Origin of the sequence: Pseudoalteromonas sp. NZS71 (assembly GCF_015864715.1) — a bacterium.
GTDB lineage: Bacteria > Pseudomonadota > Gammaproteobacteria > Enterobacterales > Alteromonadaceae > Pseudoalteromonas > Pseudoalteromonas arctica.
Genome location: NZ_JADYWS010000024.1, coordinates 54,456 through 78,924 on the forward strand (window position 1 = coordinate 54,456; position 24,469 = coordinate 78,924).

General features: G+C 37.5%; 16 protein-coding genes. 6 read left to right on the forward strand and 10 right to left on the reverse strand.

The window, feature by feature from the left end; genetic code table 11:
- The first annotated feature begins 40 nt into the window (after positions 1-40).
- On the forward strand, positions 41-943 hold the full coding sequence (locus I6E85_RS15535; protein ID WP_197237121.1) for a LysR family transcriptional regulator: 903 nt from the start codon (positions 41-43) through the stop codon (positions 941-943).
- Positions 944-979: 36 nt separating this feature from the next.
- On the opposite strand, the gene I6E85_RS15540 is transcribed toward I6E85_RS15535, so the two are convergent.
- Complete coding sequence (locus I6E85_RS15540) at positions 980-1,861, reverse strand: LysR family transcriptional regulator (protein WP_007583664.1); 882 nt, start codon at positions 1,859-1,861, stop codon at positions 980-982.
- Positions 1,862-1,951: 90 nt separating this feature from the next.
- Between I6E85_RS15540 and I6E85_RS15545 the strand changes: the two genes are divergently transcribed.
- Positions 1,952-2,380 (forward strand): PACE efflux transporter, encoded by a 429-nt coding sequence (locus tag I6E85_RS15545; protein ID WP_101163556.1) that lies wholly within the window; start codon positions 1,952-1,954, stop codon positions 2,378-2,380.
- Between the two features lie 790 nt (positions 2,381-3,170).
- Here I6E85_RS15545 and I6E85_RS15550 read toward each other — a convergent pair.
- Both I6E85_RS15550 and I6E85_RS15555 read right to left on the reverse strand, forming a co-directional pair.
- The gene (locus tag I6E85_RS15550) at positions 3,171-4,337 is read right to left on the reverse strand and encodes an aldo/keto reductase (RefSeq protein WP_197237122.1); all 1,167 of its coding nucleotides are present in this window, start codon (positions 4,335-4,337) and stop codon (positions 3,171-3,173) included.
- A gap of 351 nt (positions 4,338-4,688) precedes the next feature.
- A complete protein-coding gene (locus I6E85_RS15555) occupies positions 4,689-5,927 on the reverse strand; it encodes an NADH:flavin oxidoreductase/NADH oxidase family protein (RefSeq protein WP_101216061.1) in 1,239 nt (412 codons plus the stop codon).
- 100 nt (positions 5,928-6,027) lie between these two features.
- Here I6E85_RS15555 and I6E85_RS15560 point away from each other — a divergent pair, with 100 nt between their 5' ends.
- Positions 6,028-6,435, forward strand: coding sequence for a MerR family transcriptional regulator (locus I6E85_RS15560; protein WP_165726743.1), 408 nt, complete (start codon positions 6,028-6,030; stop codon positions 6,433-6,435).
- Between the two features lie 352 nt (positions 6,436-6,787).
- On the opposite strand, the gene I6E85_RS15565 is transcribed toward I6E85_RS15560, so the two are convergent.
- From I6E85_RS15565 to I6E85_RS15585, 5 genes are all read right to left on the reverse strand, one after another.
- Positions 6,788-6,979 carry a DUF3185 family protein gene (locus tag I6E85_RS15565; protein WP_007583678.1) on the reverse strand — a complete coding sequence of 64 codons (192 nt, stop codon included), beginning with the start codon at positions 6,977-6,979 and terminating at the stop codon, positions 6,788-6,790.
- Positions 6,980-7,040: 61 nt separating this feature from the next.
- Positions 7,041-8,507: a DNA recombination protein RmuC gene (gene rmuC, locus I6E85_RS15570; RefSeq protein ID WP_007583680.1), complete on the reverse strand. Its 1,467-nt coding sequence runs from the start codon at positions 8,505-8,507 to the stop codon at positions 7,041-7,043.
- 1,070 nt (positions 8,508-9,577) lie between these two features.
- Positions 9,578-12,724, reverse strand: a complete 3,147-nt coding sequence (locus I6E85_RS15575; protein ID WP_197237123.1) for a DEAD/DEAH box helicase — start codon at positions 12,722-12,724, stop codon at positions 9,578-9,580.
- A 426-nt stretch (positions 12,725-13,150) separates the two neighbouring features.
- Positions 13,151-14,113, reverse strand: a complete 963-nt coding sequence (locus tag I6E85_RS15580) for a transcriptional regulator (protein ID WP_165727943.1) — start codon at positions 14,111-14,113, stop codon at positions 13,151-13,153.
- 15 nt (positions 14,114-14,128) lie between these two features.
- On the reverse strand, positions 14,129-15,367 hold the full coding sequence (locus I6E85_RS15585; RefSeq protein WP_007583176.1) for an AAA family ATPase: 1,239 nt from the start codon (positions 15,365-15,367) through the stop codon (positions 14,129-14,131).
- Between the two features lie 773 nt (positions 15,368-16,140).
- On the opposite strand from I6E85_RS15585, the gene I6E85_RS15590 reads away from it, so the two are divergent.
- Positions 16,141-17,355: a hypothetical protein gene (locus tag I6E85_RS15590; RefSeq protein WP_024591590.1), complete on the forward strand. Its 1,215-nt coding sequence runs from the start codon at positions 16,141-16,143 to the stop codon at positions 17,353-17,355.
- Between the two features lie 69 nt (positions 17,356-17,424).
- Here the strand turns inward: I6E85_RS15590 and I6E85_RS15595 are convergent, their stop codons facing one another.
- Positions 17,425-18,300 (reverse strand): DNA replication terminus site-binding protein, encoded by an 876-nt coding sequence (locus tag I6E85_RS15595; RefSeq protein WP_197237124.1) that lies wholly within the window; start codon positions 18,298-18,300, stop codon positions 17,425-17,427.
- 993 nt (positions 18,301-19,293) lie between these two features.
- Here I6E85_RS15595 and I6E85_RS15600 point away from each other — a divergent pair.
- Positions 19,294-20,643, forward strand: a complete 1,350-nt coding sequence (locus I6E85_RS15600; RefSeq protein ID WP_008167282.1) for a class II 3-deoxy-7-phosphoheptulonate synthase — start codon at positions 19,294-19,296, stop codon at positions 20,641-20,643.
- A gap of 60 nt (positions 20,644-20,703) precedes the next feature.
- Here the strand turns inward: I6E85_RS15600 and I6E85_RS15605 are convergent, their stop codons facing one another.
- The gene (locus I6E85_RS15605) at positions 20,704-21,513 is read right to left on the reverse strand and encodes a pyruvate, water dikinase regulatory protein (protein ID WP_197237125.1); all 810 of its coding nucleotides are present in this window, start codon (positions 21,511-21,513) and stop codon (positions 20,704-20,706) included.
- Between the two features lie 157 nt (positions 21,514-21,670).
- Here I6E85_RS15605 and ppsA point away from each other — a divergent pair, with 157 nt between their 5' ends.
- Positions 21,671-24,046, forward strand: a complete 2,376-nt coding sequence (ppsA, locus tag I6E85_RS15610) for a phosphoenolpyruvate synthase (RefSeq protein ID WP_197237126.1) — start codon at positions 21,671-21,673, stop codon at positions 24,044-24,046.
- Positions 24,047-24,469: the final 423 nt, after the last annotated feature.

The following is a 24,469-nucleotide window of genomic DNA, read 5'->3' on the forward strand; positions in this document are numbered from 1 at the left end:
GATACTTATTTATACATTATCAACAAAGCATTGTTAAAAAATGGATAAGCTCACCACCATGAAGACCTTTTTAGCCGTTGTGCAAGAAGGATCATTTTCAAAAGCGGCCGATAAACTCGATATTTCGCCGCAGTTAGTCAGCAAATATATTTCTGCGCTGGAAGATAATCTACGCACGCGTTTATTACACCGTACAACGCGAAAAGTAAGTGTTACAGAGGCTGGAAATCAATATTATCAGCGTTGTCAGCAGGTGGTTATTGATATTGAGGACATGGAAAACTCACTAAACAACTTAAGCGAAAATGTATCGGGTGTGCTTAGTATTAGTGCGCCAATGTCGTTTGGTACTAAGCATTTAGCAGGTTTGTTGGTTGATTTTCAAAAGCAGTATCCAAATTTAAAGTTAGACTTACGGCTCACAGACCAATATGTAGACATAGTAGAGCAGGGTATTGATATTGCTCTGCGCATTGGCGTATTAAAAAACTCAACGTTGATAGCTAAAAAAATTGCACCTATACACCTAGCGGTGTTTGCGTCACCCGACTATTTAAAACGCCATGGCACGCCACAAACACTGCTAGATTTACAGTCACATAATTATTTACGCTATTCCCACAGTGAGCCCACAAAACGATTATTTGGGGTTAATGAGTTAAAAAGCGAGCTAAAGCTTGAAAGTAACTTTGTGGCTAACAATGGTGACTTACTACTAAATACAGCCATTGCGGGAGGTGGTATTGCTATGCAGCCCACATTTATTGCTGGCGAAGCACTGGCTCAAGGTAAAGTAGTGCGCATTTTAAATGACTACGAACCCGACCCAATGGGACTGTATATGGTATACGCTAACAGACAGTTTTTACCCAGTAAAGTACGTGCATTTGTTGATTTTACTAGTGGCTATTATGGCGATACACCTTACTGGGATTTAGCGTAATAAAAAGTAAACCGCTTAACAGGCATTATATAAAAGCTAAATTTTTAAAAAATTCCGTAGTAAATTTCTTAGTACTTTAAACACCTCTTGATTACTGTGTTGCTGATGCTGTAATACATCAACATTAGCCAACCAACCCATTTCTTCAAACTCAAGAGGAAGTTTAACCAGCTCACCACTTTGTACTGCATCTACAGCTACATGGTTTGGTAATAAGCACCACCCGTTACCTTGTATTGCTAGCTCGAGTAATACAAAGTAATTATCGGCATACCAAATCTCTGGGCTAATTTTTAGCTGAAAGCTACTTGTTTGCGTATTGCGAGAACGAAGAAGAAGTTGTCGATGTAGCCGAAGGCCATCCATATTTTCACATCTGATCCCCGCTAAAGGGTGCGATTTAGCAACATATAAATCAAATTTTACCGATCCAATACATTCATAGTCTAAGTAGCTCGGTATATTTAATTCACTAAAAATAATACCCGTTATAGGCTTTTCGCTGTTTAGCATGTCAATTATGTCATGGCTGGATGCACTTAAAAACTCAAGCGATACGTAAGGATACTTACTTTGCAGCTTGCTAATAATACTCGCGATAGTTTTAAACGGGATCCCTTCGTCAAGTGCGATAGTGATTTCGGTTGGTGTTTTTTCATTTAGTGCTAATGCAGAGTTTGTTAATCGCTGGTGTTGATTAAGCACGGCTTTAGCCTGGGGGAGTAACTGTTTACCGGCTTCGGTTAATTGTGGATAGCGCCCTGTGCGCTCAAATAATGTCGCATTACAGTCTATTTCTAAATTAATAATATGCTGGCTTATTACCGACTGCGCTTTACTTAAACCGCGCGCAGCAGCTGAAAACGATCCAGCTTCAACGGTAGCCACAAATGCTTGAAGCTGTTCAATACTAAACATATCGCTTTTCCCGATACTAAGTAACTAACACATATCTTTATAATGAATGAAAATACAGCCATCGTCATCAACTTAAGAAGTTATTTATATATGAACACAGCAGAACGTATTTTTCAGGCGCTAATATTTGAGATGATAGCATTATCTTTTGTTATACCTGCATCAGTTTATTTTGGTGGGTTTGCAACAGGAAAAATGGCAATAGTAGGTGTTGGTTTATCAATCTTCGCCATGCTTTGGAATTACATTTACAACATAGTGTTTGATACAATAGCTGGGCATAACCGAATCGAGCGAGGTTTAGTAACCCGCATTACGCATGCATGTGGCTTTGAGCTGGGTATGTTAGTAATAACGCTGCCAATACTTGCTTGGTATTTAAATATTACATGGCTAGCCGCTACAGCATTAGAAGCTGGATTTTTAGTGTTTATACTTATATACACGTATATTTTTAATGTGTTGTACGATAAGTACCAACCTTACAAAAAATGGGTTAATAAATCGCAATGTGCTTGATATTTTTAAGTTTATAAAAGCAAAGTTGTGGGGTATTGAGATCGTTTTGGCAAAAGCGCAATGGCAATAAATAACGGTAAATGTGGTTTTTAATTAAACCAATTAGCACTGCTCAATTGACTAAGTAGTGCTAATTTACTATTTGCCGGCTAACTGTAATGGGGGTTTACAGTAGCTTTTTGCTTTATATATTTAGCTCTTTTAATATGTTCCACACGCTCTCACCACTAGGATGAAGTGCAGCATGATACCGATACGCTTAATAGGTAATAGGCACGTAATAATGCTTTTGGCCAACCACAACTAGACAATCCTCTTTTCACATACTCACTGAGATGTTCATTTGGTTTATAAGGTTACGAGCTGTTATATAAAATATTTTACTGCTTGAGGTAGTGTAATCGGTAGATTTTTCCTACCTATTAGCTCTGCGCCTTGTGTCTATAATTTATCGAGACACAGCATGTAGAGCTTGCTCACGCGAGAAACCAAGCTTTTGACTGCCTAATAACTAATTTTAAAAACTACGTTTTTAAACGCCAGCAAGCTGCACTTATACAAGTTAATTTTAACCACAACGTTAAGTTTTCCGGTAGGCGTAGAGCTTGCTCACGCGAGAAGCAAAGCTTCTAACTACCTAAAAACTAATTTTAAAAACTACGTTTTAAACGCCAGCAAGCTGCGCTTATACAAATGCCCAACAATCAATATACTTACTACTAAGCGCTGCTTAAAAATAAACCATACTGACTATAACGAGGTGTGCCAAGCAAATGGCACACCTATTTTGTTATGCAGGTATGGGGGCGTTTTCTGCAATAAGCTGTTTAGATTTCAATTCACTCCAAAATTCGCTTGGTATGGTAACTTTCATTGAGGCTACATTAGCTTTAATTTGATCTGCCGTGCGTGCGCCAGGAATAATTGAGGATACCGTTGAAGGCGCCTCTGCGAATTGCAGTGCAGCTGTTTTAATATCAATCCCATGTTTAGATGCAATGTCGCTTATTGCATTAAACTTTTGCTGCATAGGCCCAGGAATTTTAGGTGAATAATTAAAGCGGTTACGACCGGCTAAAAAACCACCATTAAGCGGAGCACCAATGACTGCTGAAACACCTCGTTTATCAAGCATAGGAAAGGTTTTATCAAGTGCCTGCTTATGATCTAAAATTGAATATTGCAGCGCTAGTAAGCAAATATCAGGGTCTGACATATCAAGCGCTTTATAAATAGCATGAGGTGTATTTACTCCAAAACCCCAGCCTTTAATTATTCCTTCATCACGCATTTTAGTTAACTCAGGAATAGCCCCTTTTGCTGCCTGATCAAAATACTTAAGCCAATCATCTCCCATATCACTATTTTGCGGTGATAAATCGTGAATATAAACAATATCAAGCGAGGCGACACCAATACGATGCAACGTGTCTTCTATTGAACGGCGCGTACCTGATGCAGAGTAATCATATTTATAATGAAAAGGTGAGTGATCAGCCCAATGCCAACTATTCTCTAGAGGCTCTGCTGAAGGGGTAAGAAGGCGACCTACTTTTGAGGATAAAACATAATCTTCACGCTTTTTGTTTCGAAGTAAATCACCGAAGCGCCTTTCACTTAAACTCAAGCCGTAAAAAGGTGACGTATCAAAATGACGAATACCAGAATCCCATGCTGCATTTAGCATTGTTAAAACCTCTGCATCGCTTGATATAGTATTAAAGCCATTCCCTGCGGCAAGACCGCCTAAGCCCATTCTTGATTCAGGCCGGTAATGCTTAGCGTTAGTAACATCGTTTGTGGGCAGAGCAGCGCTTTTATCTATTGATCCTTTAGTTTGCATAACACTGCCGTTAGACATTTTTACTTTTAATTGTTCAGCCAAAGCTGAAGCACTAAAAATAGAGCCTAAACTTAAAGCAGCGCCTGCTTTAATAAAATTTCTGCGAGATACCATGTAACTATTCTCCTTGAGTAAGGTTAAATATCTACGCTATAAACTAGTATAAATACCAACCAAACTCAAGCGAGAGGAAAGCAATAAATATCAATAATTTCAATAAGATGGTTAAATTAACAAACACTGAACGCGCACTTTAATTAACATTTTAGAATGATTATTTTCTTTACTCGTACAGTACTTTAATATGCACAAAATAGTGCACTTTAATAGCTTGATAAAAAAGCAAACTTCCAAATTGGTGCACGCCTTAATACTCATTTACACAACATAAAAATGGTTACATTTATTCAAGTGTAAAAATTAGTAAACAAAACCGGAATACATAAAAAGAGTGAATACCAAAGCTTAGTTAATCTCTCTAGCAAAGCGATTGCGGTAACGCTTAATTAATTTAATCGAACGTAGCTGGTCGCTAATTAAAGTAAATATTGGTGAAGCGTTTGTTTTTACAGGTTTACCTTGGCCTAAACGGCGTATTTGCCTTTTTACCAGTGCCATAGTGGCAAGCCCTGCAAGGGTTTTATCTTGCCAAGTAACACTGGGTAATACGGCTAGTTGCAGTGGCTCATTTTGCCATTTGTTTGGTAAATTTGGTTGGTATGCAAGCGCAGTGGCAATACCCACGAGGGCCACTCCACTTTCAATCACGTTGTTGGCAATAGATAAGCGACTAATGCCGCCGGTGGTCATTATTGGGATTGATGAGCGGTGGCTAATCGCTTTTGCAAACTCTAAAAAGTATGCTTCGCGGGCAAGTGTGCGTTCGTCACCTGTTTTACCTTGCATTGCAGGTGCTTCGTAGCTACCACCCGAAAGCTCTACAAAATCAACATTGAGTTCATTCAATAAATCCACTACAACTTGCGCGTCACTGGGTTCAAACCCACCTCGCTGAAAATCTGCAGAGTTTAACTTTACCGAAACCGAAAAGGTGGGGGAGCAAGCTGCTTTGATACTGCGGGTTATTTCGAGAAGTAAACGGGCTCTATTTTGTAAACTTCCCCCCCATTTGTCGTCGCGCTTATTGGTAAGTGGCGATAAAAACTGGGCAAGTAAATAGCCATGCGCTGCATGTATTTGTACGCCATTAAAACCGGCTTTTTCGGCTTGTAGTGCAGTTTGTGTAAAGCGGGTAATAACATCGTCAATGTCGGTTTGCGTCATTGCCTTTGGTACGCCAAATAAGTGCGAGTGCTTACCCATATTAAGTGCAACACTTGACGCTGATAGAGCCTTTCCACCCATTTTTTTAAATACTTGCCTACCAGGGTGATTAATTTGCATCACCACTTTGCAATTATTTTGCTTTGATAAACGAGCAAGCTCTGCAAAGGCAGTAATATCGGTACTTTGCTCAAGCACTAGGCCACCTGGGCCTGTCATCGCTAAATGATCAACCATTACATTGCCAGTAATAATTAGCCCTGTACCGCCTTTAGCCCATGCGCTATAAACATTTTTAAGTGCTTGGGAGGGCGTTTGGTCCTCTTGTGCTAGGTTTTCTTCCATAGCGGCTTTGGCAATACGATTTTTTAATACTAAACCACTTGGCAAGGTAAAGGAGGTAAACACAGGGTTGCGCATAATTATTGGCTAATTAAATTGACATTAAAACAACTATAACCTTAAAGTTAGCTTGAAGGTCAACCTACTAAGTTTATGTAAAGTGGAGTTATTATTAGTTATGAAAATAGGCGAACTTGCAAAACTTACCAACATACCTGCCAGCACTATTCGTTTTTACGAAAGCAAAGGGTTATTAGCACCAACCACTCGCAGTGCTAATGGTTATAGGCTGTACACCCAACAAAACTTAGAAAAACTGCAATTAATTAAATTTTCACAAAGCTTGGGGTTTTCACTCAACGAAATACCTTTATTACGTAACGAAAACGGCGAGCTAAACCACACAATAATAATCGAGCGTTTAGAAAAAAAACAAAAAGAAGCTGACATTTTGATTGAGCAAATGCAGAAAAAGTCACAGCGTATTGGCAGTTTAACTGCGTTACTAAACTCTTATTGGGATAAAGGCGAATGCCTACCAGAAAGTAAATTAAATGAATTACTAGAAGTGATGGATTACAAATAAACTAATACAGCTTATTCAGGGCCTGTTTATCTTTTGAGGTTAAATTTGCAGCAGACTGTTTGGTATTTAGGCAAGGCAGAGTCTATGTAGTGTGGTTATTCCCCATAAACAGACGATAACGTAGTATAAATGCCAAACATGCGCTGCCCTAAGGGTTCTGCCTAGGGGCAATTTACTCTTTATTGCTCGGTTTTTACTTATTATTACATGGATGTAAGCCATTAGAATAACGCAGGAGCAGTTATCGAGCCCACTAAATTACAAACCTCGCGCCGCGATTAAATAGCCCCTAGATTGAACAAATTTTATCCTGAAAGGTCAACAAGCCCCAGTAAGCTGTATTTTATTTATGTTACTTAAGCTTTTTAATGCCAATTAACACACAGATGGCACCGCCAATAATACCCGCCCATGCTTCTATTGGTGTATCACCACTAAATGCACGGCTTAACTGCGAAGCCGCCGCATCATAAACGTCATATCCCCACATAATTAAAGCGATACCTATAACGATTAAAACAATACCTATAATCTTATTATTCATAAACACCTCTGGTTTCTAACGTACATTATTCAACATACTTAATTGAAAACACTTAATAAATCTAATCAAGCTCTAGCTGCGCACGTTCAACGCTCTCACTAGGTAACTCTTTTTGTACCGATACACCAAGCTCTTTAAACTCTGATGCTTGTTTAATTAAATTACCTTTACCGCGGTATAATTGCGAGAACGCTTTGTCGTAACTTTCTTTCGCTTTATCAAGCTGCTTACCTACGCCTTCCATACTTAATAAAAAACCATTGAGCTTGTTATAAAAACGCTCAGCCCGATTTGCCAGCTCTTTTGAGTATTTGGTTTGCTCTTCAAAACGCCAAAGCTGTTTAACAATATTTAAACTAGTAAGCAGGGTAGTAGGTGTAGCTACCAGTATATTTTTTTCGATTGCTTGTTGGTAAATATCACTTTGATATTTAAGTGCTTCTACAAAAGCTGATTCTATTGGTACAAACATAACCACAACTTCAGGCGAATTAAGCCCTGGTAAACGGTCGTACGATTTACTCGCAAGCTCATTAATACGTGCTGTAACGGCGTTTACATGCTCTTTAATTGCTTGATTAGCATCTAGCTCATTTTCAGCGTTCACATAGCGTGTATAAGCATTTAATGATGTTTTAGCATCAATGACTAAGTGGCGGCCTTGTGGTAAGTAAACAACTACATCAGGGCGTAAGCGGCCATCTTCAGTGTTAAACGACACTTCGCGCTTATAATCAACGCCAGCACGTAAGCCAGCGCTATCTAAGACGTTTTCGAGCATGAGTTCGCCCCAATTACCTTGGGTTTTCTTTTGCCCTTGTAGCGCGTTGCTGAGCTTGTCGGCTTGATCTGTTATAGCTTGGCTTTTAGCTTGCAAATGCAATAGCTCGGTTTTAAGCGCGGTTCGTTGTTTTATGTCTTCAACATGTATTGATTCCATTTTTTCTCTAAAGCCTTTTAGCTCGCCTTGAACCGGTTTTAATAATTGTTCAATGCTTTCTTGATTTAAGGTTTTAAAGCTTTGTGATTTTTCTTCTAGAATCTTATTGGCTAGGTTTTCAAATTCTTTTTTGAGCATATTTTTACTTTGCTCAATTTGCGCGAGTTGCTCGGTAAAGCTTTGTTGTTTTTGCTCGAGGGTGGTGCGCATATTATTATATTCAACATCGCGTTGATTATATTGCTCACGAAGCGCTGCAAGCTCGCCTTCGGCTTTACGCCAAAAGTGATTGTATTGAATGCTTTGTTTTTCTTGTTCGCTAAAACGCGTTTTAAAATGCTGGGCTTCATCGCGCTGTTCTTGGTGAGTATGTTCTAGCAGTTCGTGATCTTCTTGCAAGGCACTATATTGCAGCTCTTTATTATCAAATTGATTTTGTAATAGGGAAAGCTGTTGCTGCTGTTCGCTTATTTGTAGATGTAGCTTTTTGCGAAGCTGTGTTGATACAACGCCGTAAAATACAACGCCTAACGCAACACCAGCACCGGCGCTTAGCCAATCAATATTAGTGAGTACTTGAGTGAGCATAAAATAAACTTATAAAATTTAGAGACATGCCATCATAACCAATAACACGCAATAGAAGTAGGGGAGCAAAGAAATTACAGACATAAAAAAACCAGCTCAAAATAAGCTGGTCAAATATTACTAAATTAAGTAATCAAAGGGAAAATCAACATGTGCCCGAGTAAGCTGCAACTTAAATACATAATCACCAAAATAACTAATATTACTGGGTGAGGCTATATAACAACAGGCATTAGAGTAGACCGGAAAACAAAATAATTAATTCAAATTAATTTACGAAAGATCATTTATTTTTATTCGGGTTGATTTAAACAAATCAAATTATGCGCATAAAAAAAGCCAGTTCAAAATGAACTGGCTTAATCATTACTAAAATTAGTAATCAAATAGGGGGAAATCAACATAAAACCTGTATTAACTGCAATTAATCAACAAGCATAATAGTAGACGCCGCTCTTTGAATTAAGTTCATAAAAAGATCAAAACTTTTAAAATAAAAAAATTGAATGCTAAATTTTGGACATAAAAAAAGCCAACTCAAAATGGGCTGGCTCAATCATTACTAAAATTAGTAACTAAATCGGGGGAATCAACATGAAAACTTGTATTAACTGCAATTAATCAACAAGCATAATAATAGACGCCACTTTTTTAATTAAGTTCATAAAAAAAAAAAACTTTTAAAATAAGTACTGCACACTAAATTTTGGACATAAAAAAAGCCAACTCAAAATGGGCTGGCTCAATCATTACTAAAATTAGTAACTAAATGGGGGGAATCAACATGAAAACTTGTATTAACTGCAATTAATCAACAAGCATAATAGTAGACGTCCGTTTTTTAATTAAGTTCATAAAAAAGTAAAAACTTTTAAAATAAGTGCCGAACGCTAAATTTTAGGCATAAAAAAAGCCAACTCAAAATGGGCTGGCTTAATCATTACTAAAATTAGTAACTAAATGGGGAATCAACATGATGCTTGTGCTAACTGCAATTAACCAACAAGCATAATAGTAGACGTCCGCTTTTTAATTAAGTTCATAAAAAGATCAAAACTTTTTAAATCAATTTAGTTTTTAATTAGCGATAACATTTGTTGTTCATCAAACTTTGTAAAGCTCATTGATTTATCAGTAAATAACGCATCTACAAGGGCTTGTTTGTCTTGTTGCATTTTAAATACTTTTTGCTCTATTGAATTACTCATTATGAGCTTATACACAAATACAGGGTTAGTTTGGCCAATACGGTAAGCTCTATCTGTCGCTTGTTTTTCTACAGCAGGGTTCCACCATGGATCAAAGTGAATAACTGTATCGGCTTGTGTAAGGTTAAGGCCTGTACCGCCAGCTTTTAAGCTAATTAAAAACACTGATGTTTTACCACTGGTAAACTCGTCGATTACTTTATCTCGGTGGCGCGTTTGGCCTGTAAGCATACTAAAGTTAATGTTTATTTCTTCGAGGCGTTGGGCTATTAAATCAAGTGCCGATGTGAACTGACTAAATATAATAATTTTACGACCGAGACTTAACATAAGCGGTAAGTGTGTTGTTAACCATTCAAGCTTAGCGGAGCCTGCTTGAGTGTCTGGATCTATTAATTTAGGGTGGCAACAAATTTGCCTTAACTTTAAAAGTGCCTCTAAAAATGCAAGTTTACTTTTTTGTGCGCCTTGTTCGGCAAATAAGTCTATTAGCTTCTCTTCTAATGAACGTGTAATACCTTGATACATTTCTTTTTGCTTAGGCTCAAACTCAAACTCTTTAGTTAGCTCTGTTTTTTCAGGCAGCTCTTGCGCTACTTGTGCTTTAGTGCGGCGCATTATAAAAGGCATAATTAACGCTTTTAACTGCTCAGCTCTCTCCATATCAGCTTCACGCTCAATAGGCGTTTGAAAGTGCTGCTTAAAGTGGGCTTGAGACCCAAGTAACGATGGCATAGCAAAATCGAGTAACGATTTAAGCTCAAGTAAATTATTCTCGATTGGAGTACCACTTAAACAAAGTTTAAAGTCGGCATTTAAGCGTTTAACTAATCGCGAAACCTGTGCGGTATCGTTTTTAATGTATTGTGCTTCGTCGAGGATTATATTTTCAAAATATAATGGCGAATAATATGCAATATCACGCTTTAAAAGTGGATATGTAGTAAGTATACACTGCGCTTGCGCTAGGTGCTGTAAAGGATCGTTACGGTTTGAACCAAAAATAGTGGTGACTTTTAAGCTTTTAGCAAACTTAATAATTTCGTTTTTCCAGTTACTCACCAAACTAGTTGGACACACTATAAGTGTAGGGCCCGCTTGCGGGCGGTTAAATGTACTGGCTAAAAATGCAATAACTTGCAAGGTTTTACCCAGGCCCATGTCATCAGCTAAAATACCACCTAATTGGTGACGTTTTAAAAAGCTAAGCCAGTCAACACCTTGCTGTTGGTACTCACGAAGTGTTACTGAGTCATTTAAGCCATGTAATGAAACCTTAGTAATTGCTTTATCGGGACTATTTAGCTCTTGTAAGTATAGCTCTAATGAGTCGTCGTGAAGCTCTACGTTTATAGCAGTGTGCTTTACTAATTCAGGTAAATACGAAAGCGGAATATTAAATTCGTCTCGTGTTTTTACAAATTCAAAACGCTCTTTAAATTCATTTAATAAGTTAATTGCTGACTTATTAATAACCCCAAACTCACGACCAAGCGGATAGTAGTAAAATAGTTCACTTTGGCGATTTAATGACTGATATAGCGGGTCAGTATTAGTAAACAACAGCGATGCCTTAGCATCACATAGCAATACTTTGCAGTGCATTTGATGCCCTGCTGCGCGGTGTACATGTAAACTAACTTCACACTGCGGATTAGGACTCGTTACTTTACTTACACTTACTTGCCAACCACGTTGCTTAAAGCCAGGGAATACTTCGTATATTAGCCAATGCAAATGGATTAAAGACTGCTTTGTAAATACCAGTTCACTTTGTAAACCCCCTTTACAAAATTCAAATCCTAAGTTAATTAGTTCGTTAGTTACAGTATTTTCAAATGCACTATTAATCGTACTTGCAGGTGCTGCACTTGCTAAATAGTTTTTATTTTTATACTTAAATAACAACGAAAGAGATAAACCTTGATCGCCCATAGTTACTTTTAAAACAGCATTACTAGAGATTTTAGGCAATGTTGGCTGTAAATTAGTAGGGTGGGGTATTACACCTGCACCAAAGTTATCGGCAAGCTGCTTATATATTCTATCAAAGTTAGCGTCATGCAAAGCAGGCATAGTTTGTAAATGTGCTATTTCGTCTGCACTCAATGGGGTGCGAAGACGGCCCGCTTTTAAATGATCTAAATCGAGGTAAGTAGGTGGTGTTGTTTTTAATAAAGCCCAGTTTTGTGTTTGCTCAAGCTTAATAACTAATTGTGAGAGATCTTTATCTTGCTCCCAACTAAAACTTAATGCTTGGCCCGATTGCGCCTTAATTGGTACTCGAGAACGCTGGAAAAACAGGCGTTCTGTAGCTATCAACTGTTGTAAGGCACTAAAACCCCACTGGCCTTTTAGCTCAATACTTCCCACTGCATTTTGTGAGCGTATCCAACTAAATAATCTAAAATCACTTTCAAGTAAGTCACTCGGCGTTACAAAACTATTTAACTGCTGCTCAGTCAGGTTTCGACCTAGCGTGTAATTCTTTTTAGTCTCAACATTCGCTATTTTAGGTGTTAAGAATACTTTGTTATTTTCAATATCTAATACAAATAATAATACTTGCGATGGCGTGTTTTGATCACCACTTTTAAGTGCGCTTAATTCGCTAAACCAGTCATTAATAAAATAATCTTCGCCATATTCACCAGAGTGCTCTATTTTGAGCTTAAATAAAATAGCAGCTAAGTGTCGGCATTTAGTTTTTGCATTACACGTACAATGCGTATCAACAGAATAACCAGTTGGTACTTTACTGATCTCAATACGTTGGTTAAACGATGATCCATTATCCACTTGTACAGTAGAGTCGACTACAGAAAAATTAGGGGTGTGTTCTAGCCAAGTGATTTGACCTTTCTTGTAATATTCTTTGCCTTTATCTAAAACATTTTCACGGAAAAGTTTTTTAATAAAGCGTTCAGACAGAGGAAACTGGGTAGCCTGCTCATTTTTAATTTCTTCAAAAATAGCCATTAAATCATTTTTTGATAAGTTAGCAGACATGTCACTCTAAGCATTAAATTTTAAAAATAATCCTGCCAGTATATGCCTTATGTGCTCTGAGCTAAAGCACTATTAACAAGATATAAACTGGTTGGAGCTGATAACTTAGTAAAAAATCGGTTTATAAGTAAAAATAAGCATCCAATTTTACAAAATAATATTTAAAACAACTGCAATGGTAGAAGTTACATATAGTTAGAAACATAAAAGTAGGCATTACAGATCACGATTTTACTAACAATAATAATAAATGAAGGAATGTAGCTAAAAAGAGGATATTAGTTAGTAAAAAAGTGATCTTGAAGAAGGAATATGATTATTTAAAGAGGAAATAGGCTAGTAAAGATCAGATTTTTACTAACAAAACAATCTGCCAGATCACTATTTAACTAAGTAAATATGCCTGACAGATCATTATTTAACTAACTAATTAAAGGCACTTAATAACTTAGTTAATTGCTCTAAGCGCTTGTCTGTCATTACTTTATTATCAATTTTGATAGAGACATCACCGCTTTTTAAATTGCGTTGTACCGATATGAAGTTATTTTCTAGTACAGCTTCGCGCTTAACAGCTACTTGTGGCTCTGAAGTTAGGCATCTAGTGATCGCCATTGCACGCTTGTCGTCGCTTGTAATCGCATTTAACTCTTCATCACTAGCAAGGGCACTAACAAGTTGATTAAACGCCTCTTCGTCTCGCTCCTTTGCGCTAACAAGCTTTTTAGCGACTTCGCGACCTACGTGATTAGCAGTAGGGTAAAGCGCAATGACATCAGCAGGAATTTGCTCATAAGCTTTAATTGCATCTGCAATTGCAGTATGCGATACACCTTCTACCGCGGCAATCTCTCTGTAAGATCCTTTTTTACCTTGCTCAATAAGCTCATTTTTAGTTTGTTGGTATGCTTGGCCAAGCTCCCATAAACTAGGAGCAATGTATTGATCTGAAGATACCGCTAAAATTTTTGCATCTTGATCAGTAAAATCGCTTGAACTAAGTACTAAATAATCTGCGTTACCTAAAATACAGGCCATACGACGACGTGAACCTGCCAGAACTAAACTTTTGTCACCTTGATCCCAAAGTAGGGCAGGATGTTGATTTCGGCCATCCTCACGAATTGCAGGAAGAATGTCTGATACTGACTTTTCGTTTAGAAGTGCTTGTACACGACGATTTTTGCCATATACACCAGTGGTAGATTCAATATCAGCATGTGCGATCACTTTACAAACAAGCGTAATTTGACGAGCAGGGTCACTCGGTGCAGGCATTCTAATTACATCGCCAGCATTCGCTTGTTCTAGTAATGCATCAAGACTACTGCTGCCTACAGCAGTTGCAAATGGATCTAAGCGGGTGTCATTTTTACGTTTTTTAGCCATTTTTATTTAACATCCTTACTTAGGGGTATTGAGTGTTGATTGAGTTGACTGCCAATTTGAACGAATAAGCATTTCTAGCTCATCGACCACATCTTTAATATTTTCTTGAGCGCGCATTAATGACTCACGACTTGCTAAGCTGTCTGATGCTTTTTGATCAAAAATAGTGTTGAAAGACGATGAACTAGCGGTAATCGCGGAGCTGTGATTGATTGGGTAGCTCATTACTTGGCGACCAAATGCACTACGAACATCTTTAACGATATCGCGCTGTGAGTGATTACCTTTCACGTAGTTGGTCACTAAAAATTGCATAAAGTCCCAGCCCTCATGGCCAAGTGCTGCAACTGTATGGTAAATCTCACCTAGTCGTTTTAAATATTTGTTATTAGCATCAAAATCTACAGCTTCCGGATGAACAGGAATAAGCATCGCAGTAGAGGCCATTAATGCATTATAAAACATAAAGTTAAGGGTAGGTGCTGTGTCAATTAAGATAATATCAAACTCGTCTTTAACGGGATCAATTACTTTCTCAAGTAACTTGTGGTAATGGCGAGTTTGCTCATAATTTGAGGTATCTTTAAGCAATGTTGCCGTTTCGTGCTCAAAGTAAAAGTCATCCATACCCGATGGTAATACACGAATATTTGGGATATGCGTTGGTAAAAATGAGTTAGACACAAATTCAGGCCATGTTTCACCCTCGTCTAAATCTATGCAATCACGCATTAAATCACCAACAGTAATCGGGTCGTGCTCACTTGAAGGAAAAAAGCTTGAAGAAGAGCCTTGTGGGTCTAAATCTATAATACCAATGCGATAACGTTTAATATTTGTAGTTGCAAGCGCTGCTGCTATATTAACCATACTGGTAGTTTTACCGCAGCCGCCTTTGAGAGAATTAATTACAATAACTTGCAGTTTGTCATCACCAGTACGATGATCTGGTTTAATGTCCATAATATCGGCCATAGCAAAAATATTTACTAATGTGTAAGCATAGTGACCGTTAGCACCGCGTTTTATGTTTAAATCATCGAAGTCGCCATTATCATGACGTCTTTTTAAAGTACGATTATTACAACCTAATAAATCAGCAGCTGCTTTTTGTGTATACGTTCTTAATTCTTTTTCTTCTGATTTAAGATGAGCACGGTAGTGCTGAATACGTCCTTCTAATGATTTTTCAGCAACTTCAGCTGTGGCTTTCAAAAGCCGATAGGTACTTAATGCGTTATTGTTGATAGACATACTTTCTTCCTCAAAGTTAGGCAGTTAGTATAATGTCCATTCAAATAGCTGTAAACAACTATTTAAGACGACATGCATTTTAAAAACAAGACATCTAAAAATATTTTTACACCTTTAATATTGCTTAGTATAAATAAAGAAGTTTAAAGGTGGTTAAATATATAAGGTAATAAAGGTTAAGGGTGTAAAATAAGCACATAACATTATGATTTATATGAATAATGTTCAAAAAAGCAGATCAGGTTTATACTTGGTTAAGATCAGATCTTTATCTACCTGCGGATCAGCTTTTTACTAAGGTCTATTTTAAATATAGAGTTATGCACAGGTTACGCATGAAGTTATGAACAAAAAGAGCCCTGCGGATCAGTTTTTTACTAAGTAAATTATAAAGTTATGCACTAGTCGCAACATAAAAATACGCTTTTAATTAGTATAGATCTGATCTGTACTTGGTACAGATCAGATCTATTCTAACTCGGTAAGGCTTTATCCACAGGGGAATATATTTTTTGGTGTATTTGTCGTGCTTAATTTTAAAATTAAGCCATTGTAATGGACAAAATAACAGCTGAGTTAGTAAAAATTAGATTTGTGATAGTCCAGTTAGTATAAATATGATCTGAAATCGTAAGTAATGTACATCACTTAGTATAATAGTGATCCAAACGTTTTATTTAAAGTCAGATCACTTTTATACTAACTTAAACATTTAACTTTTGTTGCTTAATGTGTTGTTATTAGCTGTCGCAATAAAAATGGAAATAAGAACAATGAGCCGAAAGGTCAACATCTCGGTAGATAACTTGCCCGATACACTTAGGGGCCAAATCCACGGGGTGGAAAGTGCAATAGATAACGAAAGTTTAGCACTATTTACAGACAACAAAGACGTGCGAATTTCTATTGAAAACGCAGCACATGGATTACGTGCATATTCAAACACGTTTAATCACTATGATTTGTGGGGACGCTTTGTTCGCTCGGGCTATAAAAAATTGCCACTTGAAGAAGCGCCTAAAAAAACAATTATTACGCGTAAAATATCTGAAAAAGTAGATGGTATTTTGTACGATGGCGAAATAAAAATAACGCCAGCTGTTGTAAGTACACGCAAAGATGGCGAAGATGTTGAATACCTTGTTTGGCCATCAGATAGAGAAGAAAAAGTAGAGCGAGCACTTATTCGTTTAGCTTCTAAAGGCAAAATAGTTAAAATTAATTTTAAATCCGGTATTCAATACGCGGTTGTTTTTTCTATGAACGAATTAGCACAAGAACTCAAAGCGGTAGGGCAGTCAATGCCATATCCTGCAATAAAAGAGTCACTTGAAGCATTGCAAGGTTCTAAACTTTCATTTAAATATTCGGCAACAGATACTAAAAATTCTGATATAGATGATTCGTTTTACGAGTCAAACATGAACTTTTTATCGTCACTGCATTTTAGTGGCAAAAAAGGTCAGGGTGGCAATGTAAAATGTGTTGCCTGTTTAAATGCATTTGTTCATAACATGATTGATAACCTTGAATACAAAGGGTATTACTTTAATAGCGCTCAAGAATTAAAACGTGGATTATCGCGTTGGATGATGCTTCGTTTGTATCACCTTTGGCGTTATGCAGCACCAGGTAAAACGTACCATTTTAGATTACTTTCAATTATGGAAAAATACGGATCTATTTATTCAACTGATGATATTACCGAAAATAAATTAAAAGCACTTCGTCGTGATATGACCACCACAATGAAAGATTTGATTGAAAAAGGTGCAATATCAGAATACAGCATTACAAATGTTAAAGATGACAAAACCGGTAACATTATCGATTACACATACGAAATGCACCCGTCTGATCAGTTTTGCGATGAAATACTTACATTGAACAAACACAATAAACGCATTGAAATCCAAGGCGGTAAACGCATTGTTGAAAATGCCGTACTGATTGATGAAGATAAAATTGAAGAAATAGTAGAAAAATAATAACCGTTATTTTAAATACTGTACGGATAACTAAAAAGGCCACACTATGTGGCCTTTTTAACATAATGACTACCGCTCAACCTGTTCTAAATATAACCTATCAACCAAAAAATCATACTCGCGCTTACGAGGGTGAGTTTCGGGTTTTTGATAATCAGGTAATATACCTAATTTTACGTCTGGTTCTGGATTAATCAGAATAAAGGGTAATGCAGCACTCACATGATAGCGATTTTGCGCCGTATATCTCACATTTACCTGTGGACTCACTCGAGTAGGGCGGCGAATTCTAAGTTTTTCCTTTTCGCCTAAACTAGCAACCCGTAATTGCTCTTGAGCTACAAGTGATTGCCATTTTTGTTGATCTATCATTCTTGGATTTCGATAACTGGCCGATTTGTCGAGCATTTCGAGAGCCATTTTTTTAGTCAGCGTTTTAGTTGCGTGTTTGTGCATCCAAGTAAACCTAACCGAAAATGGCGATTTGCTTTCACTATGAATTTTACGATATGCAGCAAGCGTTATTAAATTTGGTATAGCATTGTGAACTGCCTCAAATCGAGCATCGTTGCTATCAATAGCTAAAATACATTCTTTAAACGTAGCTTTAGCTTTATTTACTTGAGCTATACGATTATTTAAAGCGTGTTTATCTGCATTTTTAATAACGAGCAAACCAGGGTGCCTTTTTAAAACACGACTGCTTAATCCTGATTTTTTATACATGTCTGAAAAAGAGTTTAGGATTGCTTTTTGAGCCGGTACTCCAGTGATTTTAGAAACAAGTATAGATTCTGGAACTTTACTCTCATCGAGACTACTTACATCTGGTAATTGATAATATTCCGCTTTGGAGAATTCACACTCTTTTAGTTCTTCAATCAAACTTAAAGTTAATTCGTTCATTAAATCAAACTGACTTCTAATTTGTACCTTAGTTACCATTACACACCTCAAAGAACACATCTTACTAGTCTTATATTATTACATGCACTTTGCTTTGTCTAAATAAATAACAAATAGTACTCGGGGCTTATAGTAATATTATATTTGAATTAAGTATGATGTGTTCTTTGTAGTGGGGTATATAAATGAAGAAAGATTGAAACTCCTTACTAATTCATATGAGATTGGAGTATTTACTTTGTCGTATATAAAAAGGCTAATACGCCAAGTACTAGATTATCTACGTAGTAGGTGATAAAACTAAGTTTAGAAAAATGAGTTAAGCGGAGTTATATAACTTTCATATATTTATCTAACAGTCCTAGTATTTATAATTACTGACTCATATTACACCGTGTTGGCAGTACGGTGATCAGGCTAAAGGTTACAATGACTACAAATGCTTTTTGATATCAGTTCCTCTTTAAGGATACTTCAAGCAGTAGCGGCTTTAATCATGATGAATTGTAAATTAGCACTATCACTTTGAAGAGAAAACTTAATGGCCTACCACACCTTTAAGTTGTGGCACTTGTGAATATAGTCCTGCATACGAGTGCTATACAAGACTATGCGTCTAGGATTTAAAGCGCAGATAAATGATTACCACAAACGCTCATATCATACATTTACGTCTGCACATAGCATTTGATAGCTTTTAATTAATTGCCCGCGTAAAGTTAAGGTTACAGATGCTGCCATTTAAGTATGATGTGTTCCTAGCTAAATTATGTATAACATACACTTATGTACTATTTATTCTCAATGCGTTAAAATTATAAATAGTTAGCTCTAAACGCATGTATTTAAACACTTTAGTTTCTTCAAAATAAAACTAAAGTGTATGTTATATAACCACCTAGGTTAAGTAAGATTACTTTTATACTTAACTCATAACTAAATAATTGGAAAATAGTGAATTTAGTCCTTGAACATAGGGGCCTGCATACGTTAATTTCTTCTTATCAGGTAATGTAGGAATGAGGAAAAATTATGCAATCGTGGAACCCAAATAGCTGGAGAGAGCTGCCAATACTGCAGCAGCCACAGTACCCGGATCAAGAAATACTTAAATCAGTAGAAAGCCAATTAAAAACCGCACCGCCTTTAGTTTTTGCTGAAGAAACAAGAAGCCTATTCAAACAGCTTGAAGATGTGTGCGAAGGTCGAGCTTTTTTACTTCAAGGTGGTGACTGTGCAGAATCATTTAGCGATTTTAATGCCGCTAACATTCGCGATACATTCAAAACAATCTTACAGATGGCTGTTGTATTAACTTACGGCGGTAAATGCCCTGTAGTTAAAATAGCGCGCATGGCTGGTCAATACGCTAAACCTCGTTCAGCAGACTTAGAAACAATTAATGGAGTGTCTTTACCATCTTACCGTGGCGACATTATTAATAATATCGAGTTTACAGAAGAAGCACGTATACCCGATCCACAACGCTTAATGACTGCATACCATCATAGTGCCGCTACGTTAAACTTATTACGTGCTTTTGCACAAGGTGGTCTTGCCGATCTTCACCAGGTAAACCGTTGGAACATGGGCTTTGTTGCTGCAAATCCACTTAAAGAAAAATACCAACAGCTTGCTGATAAAATTCAAGACGCACTAGAGTTTATGGAAGTGTGCGGAATTAACTCTACAATTGCGCCAAGCTTAAAAGAAACCGATTTATACACTTCTCACGAAGCGTTACTACTTGGTTACGAAGAGGCGCTTACTCGTCGCGACCACTTATCTGGTGATTGGTACGATTGTTCTGCTCACTTTGTTTGGATTGGTGAACGTACTCGTCAACTAGATCATGCACATATTGAGTTTTTCAAAGGCATTAAAAACCCAATTGGTGTTAAAGTTGGCCCAGGTATGGACCCAGATGACCTAATTCGTTTAATTGATGCATTAAACCCAGATAACATTCCTGGTCGTTTAACGCTAATTACGCGTATGGGTGCAGATATACTTCCTGAAAAACTTCCAGCACTAGTAAGAAGAGTTCAACAAGAAGGCCGTAAAGTAATTTGGAGCTCAGATCCAATGCACGGTAACACTGAAAAAGCGACATCAGGTTACAAAACACGTAACTTCGACAATATTATGCGCGAGATCAGTCAGTTCTTCGCTGTACACAAAGCTGAAGGTTCATACGCAGGTGGTGTTCACCTAGAAATGACAGGCCAGCACGTTACAGAGTGTACTGGCGGGGCTTACGGTTTATCTGACGATGACCTAGCACAGCGTTACAAAACGCAGTGTGATCCACGCCTTAATGCCGACCAAGTATTAGAGTTAGGCTTTTTAGTAGCTGATTTACTAAAAGACGCACGTAAATAATATTTATTGATACAAAAAAAACCGCTTAATTGCGGTTTTTTTATTTCTTTGATGAGTAAGTTAGTACTTACGTCGCTCCAAGTCTGTTTCTATCAATATTTTTGCAGATATTTCTTCAACAGAATGATGCGTAGAATTAAAGTAAGCAATTTTATGACGCTTATACAACATTTCCACTTCGCGAACCTCAATACGACACTGTTTAATTGAAGCATACTTAGAGTTCGCCATACGTCGATGCCTAATAGCCGCAAGTCTCTCAGGGTCAATCGTAAGTCCAAATAACTTATGTTTATAAGGGGCTAAACACTTAGGCAAACCTTCATTGTCTAAATCTTCTTCTGTAATAGGATAGTTAGCTGCTTTAATGCCGTACTGCAGTGCTAAGTATAAGCTTGTGGGTGTTTTACCACTTCTACTAACGCCAATTAAAATGATGTCTGCTTCAGAAAAGTTTTTAATATTTCCGCCATCATCATTCATAAGAGCATAATTAACGGCATCAATTCTAAAATCATAACTTTTTTCGTGGATAGAATGCGTACGATGCATTTTTGGAACAGGGGCTACATTGAGTTCTTTTTCTATTTTTTCGCTATATGTAGTTAAAAAGTCATACGTGACTGCATCAGCCGATTTTATAATTTCACTTAAATTGTGATTAACAAAAGTAAAAAAAACAAATGGCTTTTCGCCTGTTTTTGCAGCGGTTGCATTAATTAATGCTTTAATTTCGTGCGCTTTTTCTTCAGTTTCTACAAATGGAATTGTTTTATGATTAAAATCGATAGGAAACAACGACAAAGTCGCATGCCCAAACACCTCTGAAGTAATAGCGGTTCCATCTGATATATAAAAAGCAGTTCTCATAATTAACCTTTTTATTGCGTTTAAATCCCTAAAATGGGTTTCTCACGGTTTACGTGAGGACTATTGCCAGTGTAGAATGATGATGACCTTTATAAAAGGTTTTCTTTCTTAACTCTCACAGTTAGACCTACAATTTGTTTTTTTTGGAGAAAGATCCGTGCAAGAATACGTTCTCTGGTATCAAGAGCTTGGTATGCAAGATGTTCCTCGAGTTGGCGGTAAAAACGCTTCACTTGGCGAAATGATTTCAAACCTAGCAAACGCTGGTGTACAAGTACCGGGTGGTTTCGCAACTACCGCAGATGCTTTTAATGAGTTTTTAGATCAATCAGGACTCACAGCAAAAATTCACAACATCCTAGATACACTCGATGTCGATGATGTAAATACACTCGCTAAAGTCGGTGCCGACATCCGCCAATGGATAATCGACACACCATTCCAACCAAACCTAGATCAAGCCATTCGCGACGCATATAGCCAACTTCATGGCGATACTGCAGCAGATGTATCATTCGCAGTACGTTCATCAGCTACCGCTGAAGATATGCCAGATGCATCATTCGCAGGCCAGCAAGAAACTTTCCTTAACGTTGTTGGTATCGATTCAGTCATGGTCGCTATTAAACACGTATTTGCTTCATTATTTAACGACCGTGCAATCTCATATCGAGTTCACCAAGGTTACGATCACCGTGGTGTGGCCCTATCAGCGGGTATTCAGCGCATGGTACGTTCAGATAAGTCAGCATCTGGCGTAATGTTTAGCATTGATACAGAGTCTGGTTTTGAAGACGTTGTATTTATTACATCAAGCTACGGCTTAGGTGAAATGGTTGTACAGGGCGCAGTTAACCCTGATGAGTTTTATGTTCATAAACCAACACTCCTTAAAAATAAACCTTCAGTAGTACGTCGTAACATTGGTTCTAAAGCCATTCAAATGATTTACTCAGAAGATAAAGCACACGGTAAGCAAGTAGACATCGTTGATGTTGCCCCTGAGCTTTCAAATAAATTTTCGATTACAGATGAAGAAGTGCAAGAACTTGCCAAGCAAGCTGTAATCATCGAAAAACATTACGGTCGTCCTATGGACATCGAATGGGCAAAAGACGGTAACGACGGCAAACTATATATAGTTCAAGCACGTCCAGAAACTGTACGCTCAAACGAAGACTCTAACGTAATGGAACGCTTTCAATTAAATGGTACAAGCAACGTTGTTGTTGAAGGCCGTGCAATTGGTCATAAAATTGGTAGCGGTGTTGTTCGTGTTCTTGATTCAATCAAAGAAATGGATCAGGTACAAGTAGGCGATATTTTAGTTACCGATATGACCGACCCTGATTGGGAACCAATCATGAAACGTGCAGCAGCGATTGTTACAAATCGTGGTGGACGTACGTGTCACGCGGCAATCATTGCACGCGAACTTGGTATTCCGGCAGTGGTAGGCTGTGGCAACGCAACTGATTTAATTAAAGCGGGCCAAGAAGTAACAGTATCGTGCGCCGAAGGCGATACCGGCTTTATTTACGAAGGTATTTTAGATTTTGAAATACTAACGTCACGCGTTGATAAAATGCCAGAACTACCAATGAAAATTATGATGAACGTGGGTAACCCCGATCGTGCATTTGACTTTGCACGCTTACCGCATGCAGGTGTTGGCCTTGCGCGAGTTGAATTTATTATCAACCGTATGATTGGCGTTCATCCTAAAGCGTTATTAAATTTTGATGCTCAAACAGATGCATTAAAAGCAGAAATTACTGACATGATTGCCGGTTACGAATCACCAGTAGAATTTTACATAACAAAACTGGTTGAAGGTATTTCTACTCTAGGGTGTGCATTTGCACCAGAGCGTGTAATTGTTCGTATGTCTGATTTTAAATCAAACGAATACGCAAACCTAGTTGGTGGCCAGCAATACGAGCCAGAAGAAGAAAACCCAATGATTGGTTTTCGTGGTGCCGCACGTTATATCTCTGAAGACTTCCGCGATTGTTTTGCACTAGAATGTGAAGCTATAAAACGTGTAAGAAACGACATGGATATGGCTAACATAGAAATCATGATCCCATTCGTACGTACCCTTGAAGAAGGCAAACGCGTAATTGAATTACTAGAAGAGCATGGCCTTAAACGCGGCGATAATGGTCTTAAAGTAATCATGATGTGTGAGCTACCTTCAAATGCATTACTTGCAGATGAATTTTTAGAAATGTTTGATGGTTTTTCTATCGGCTCTAACGATTTAACACAGTTAACGCTTGGTCTTGACCGTGATTCTGGTTTAATCGCACATTTATTTGATGAGCGTGACCCTGCAATTAAAAAGCTACTTTCTATGGCAATTAAAACAGCTAAAGCAAAAGGAAAGTACGTAGGTATTTGTGGTCAAGGTCCTTCAGATCACGAAGACTTTGCAGCATGGTTAGTAGAGCAGGGTATTGACTCTGTTTCATTAAACCCAGATACAGTAATAGAAACATGGTTATACCTAGCTAAAAAATTAGCAAAGTAATAAATAGGTAAGCTATAAAAAATGCCAGCAATAAATTGCTGGCATTTTTTTATACTCAATTAAAAGTAAATTAACGGGCTAATTTTTTATCTAAATAAGCACATGATTTAGTTAACGCCTTTTGACAAAGTGATAAGTAATGTCGCGCTTTAGGGTAGTAAAACGAAAAGCACAATAAACCCGCCATAAAAAATATAAGTGAAGGCTAAGGGCGTGTTGATCTTTGTGGATTGAAATTTGTTCAATCTAGGGGCGATTTAATCGCGGCGCGAGGTTTGTAACCTAGTGGGCTAAGTAAAAACCGAGCAAAGCTTCCGCGTCCTGCTCACGCCCCTTACCTACATCTATGTCATAGGTAGGTACTTAAGAAAAACATTAAGTACAGCCTTAAAAATTTGGCTCTACCCCATACTGAAATACTCC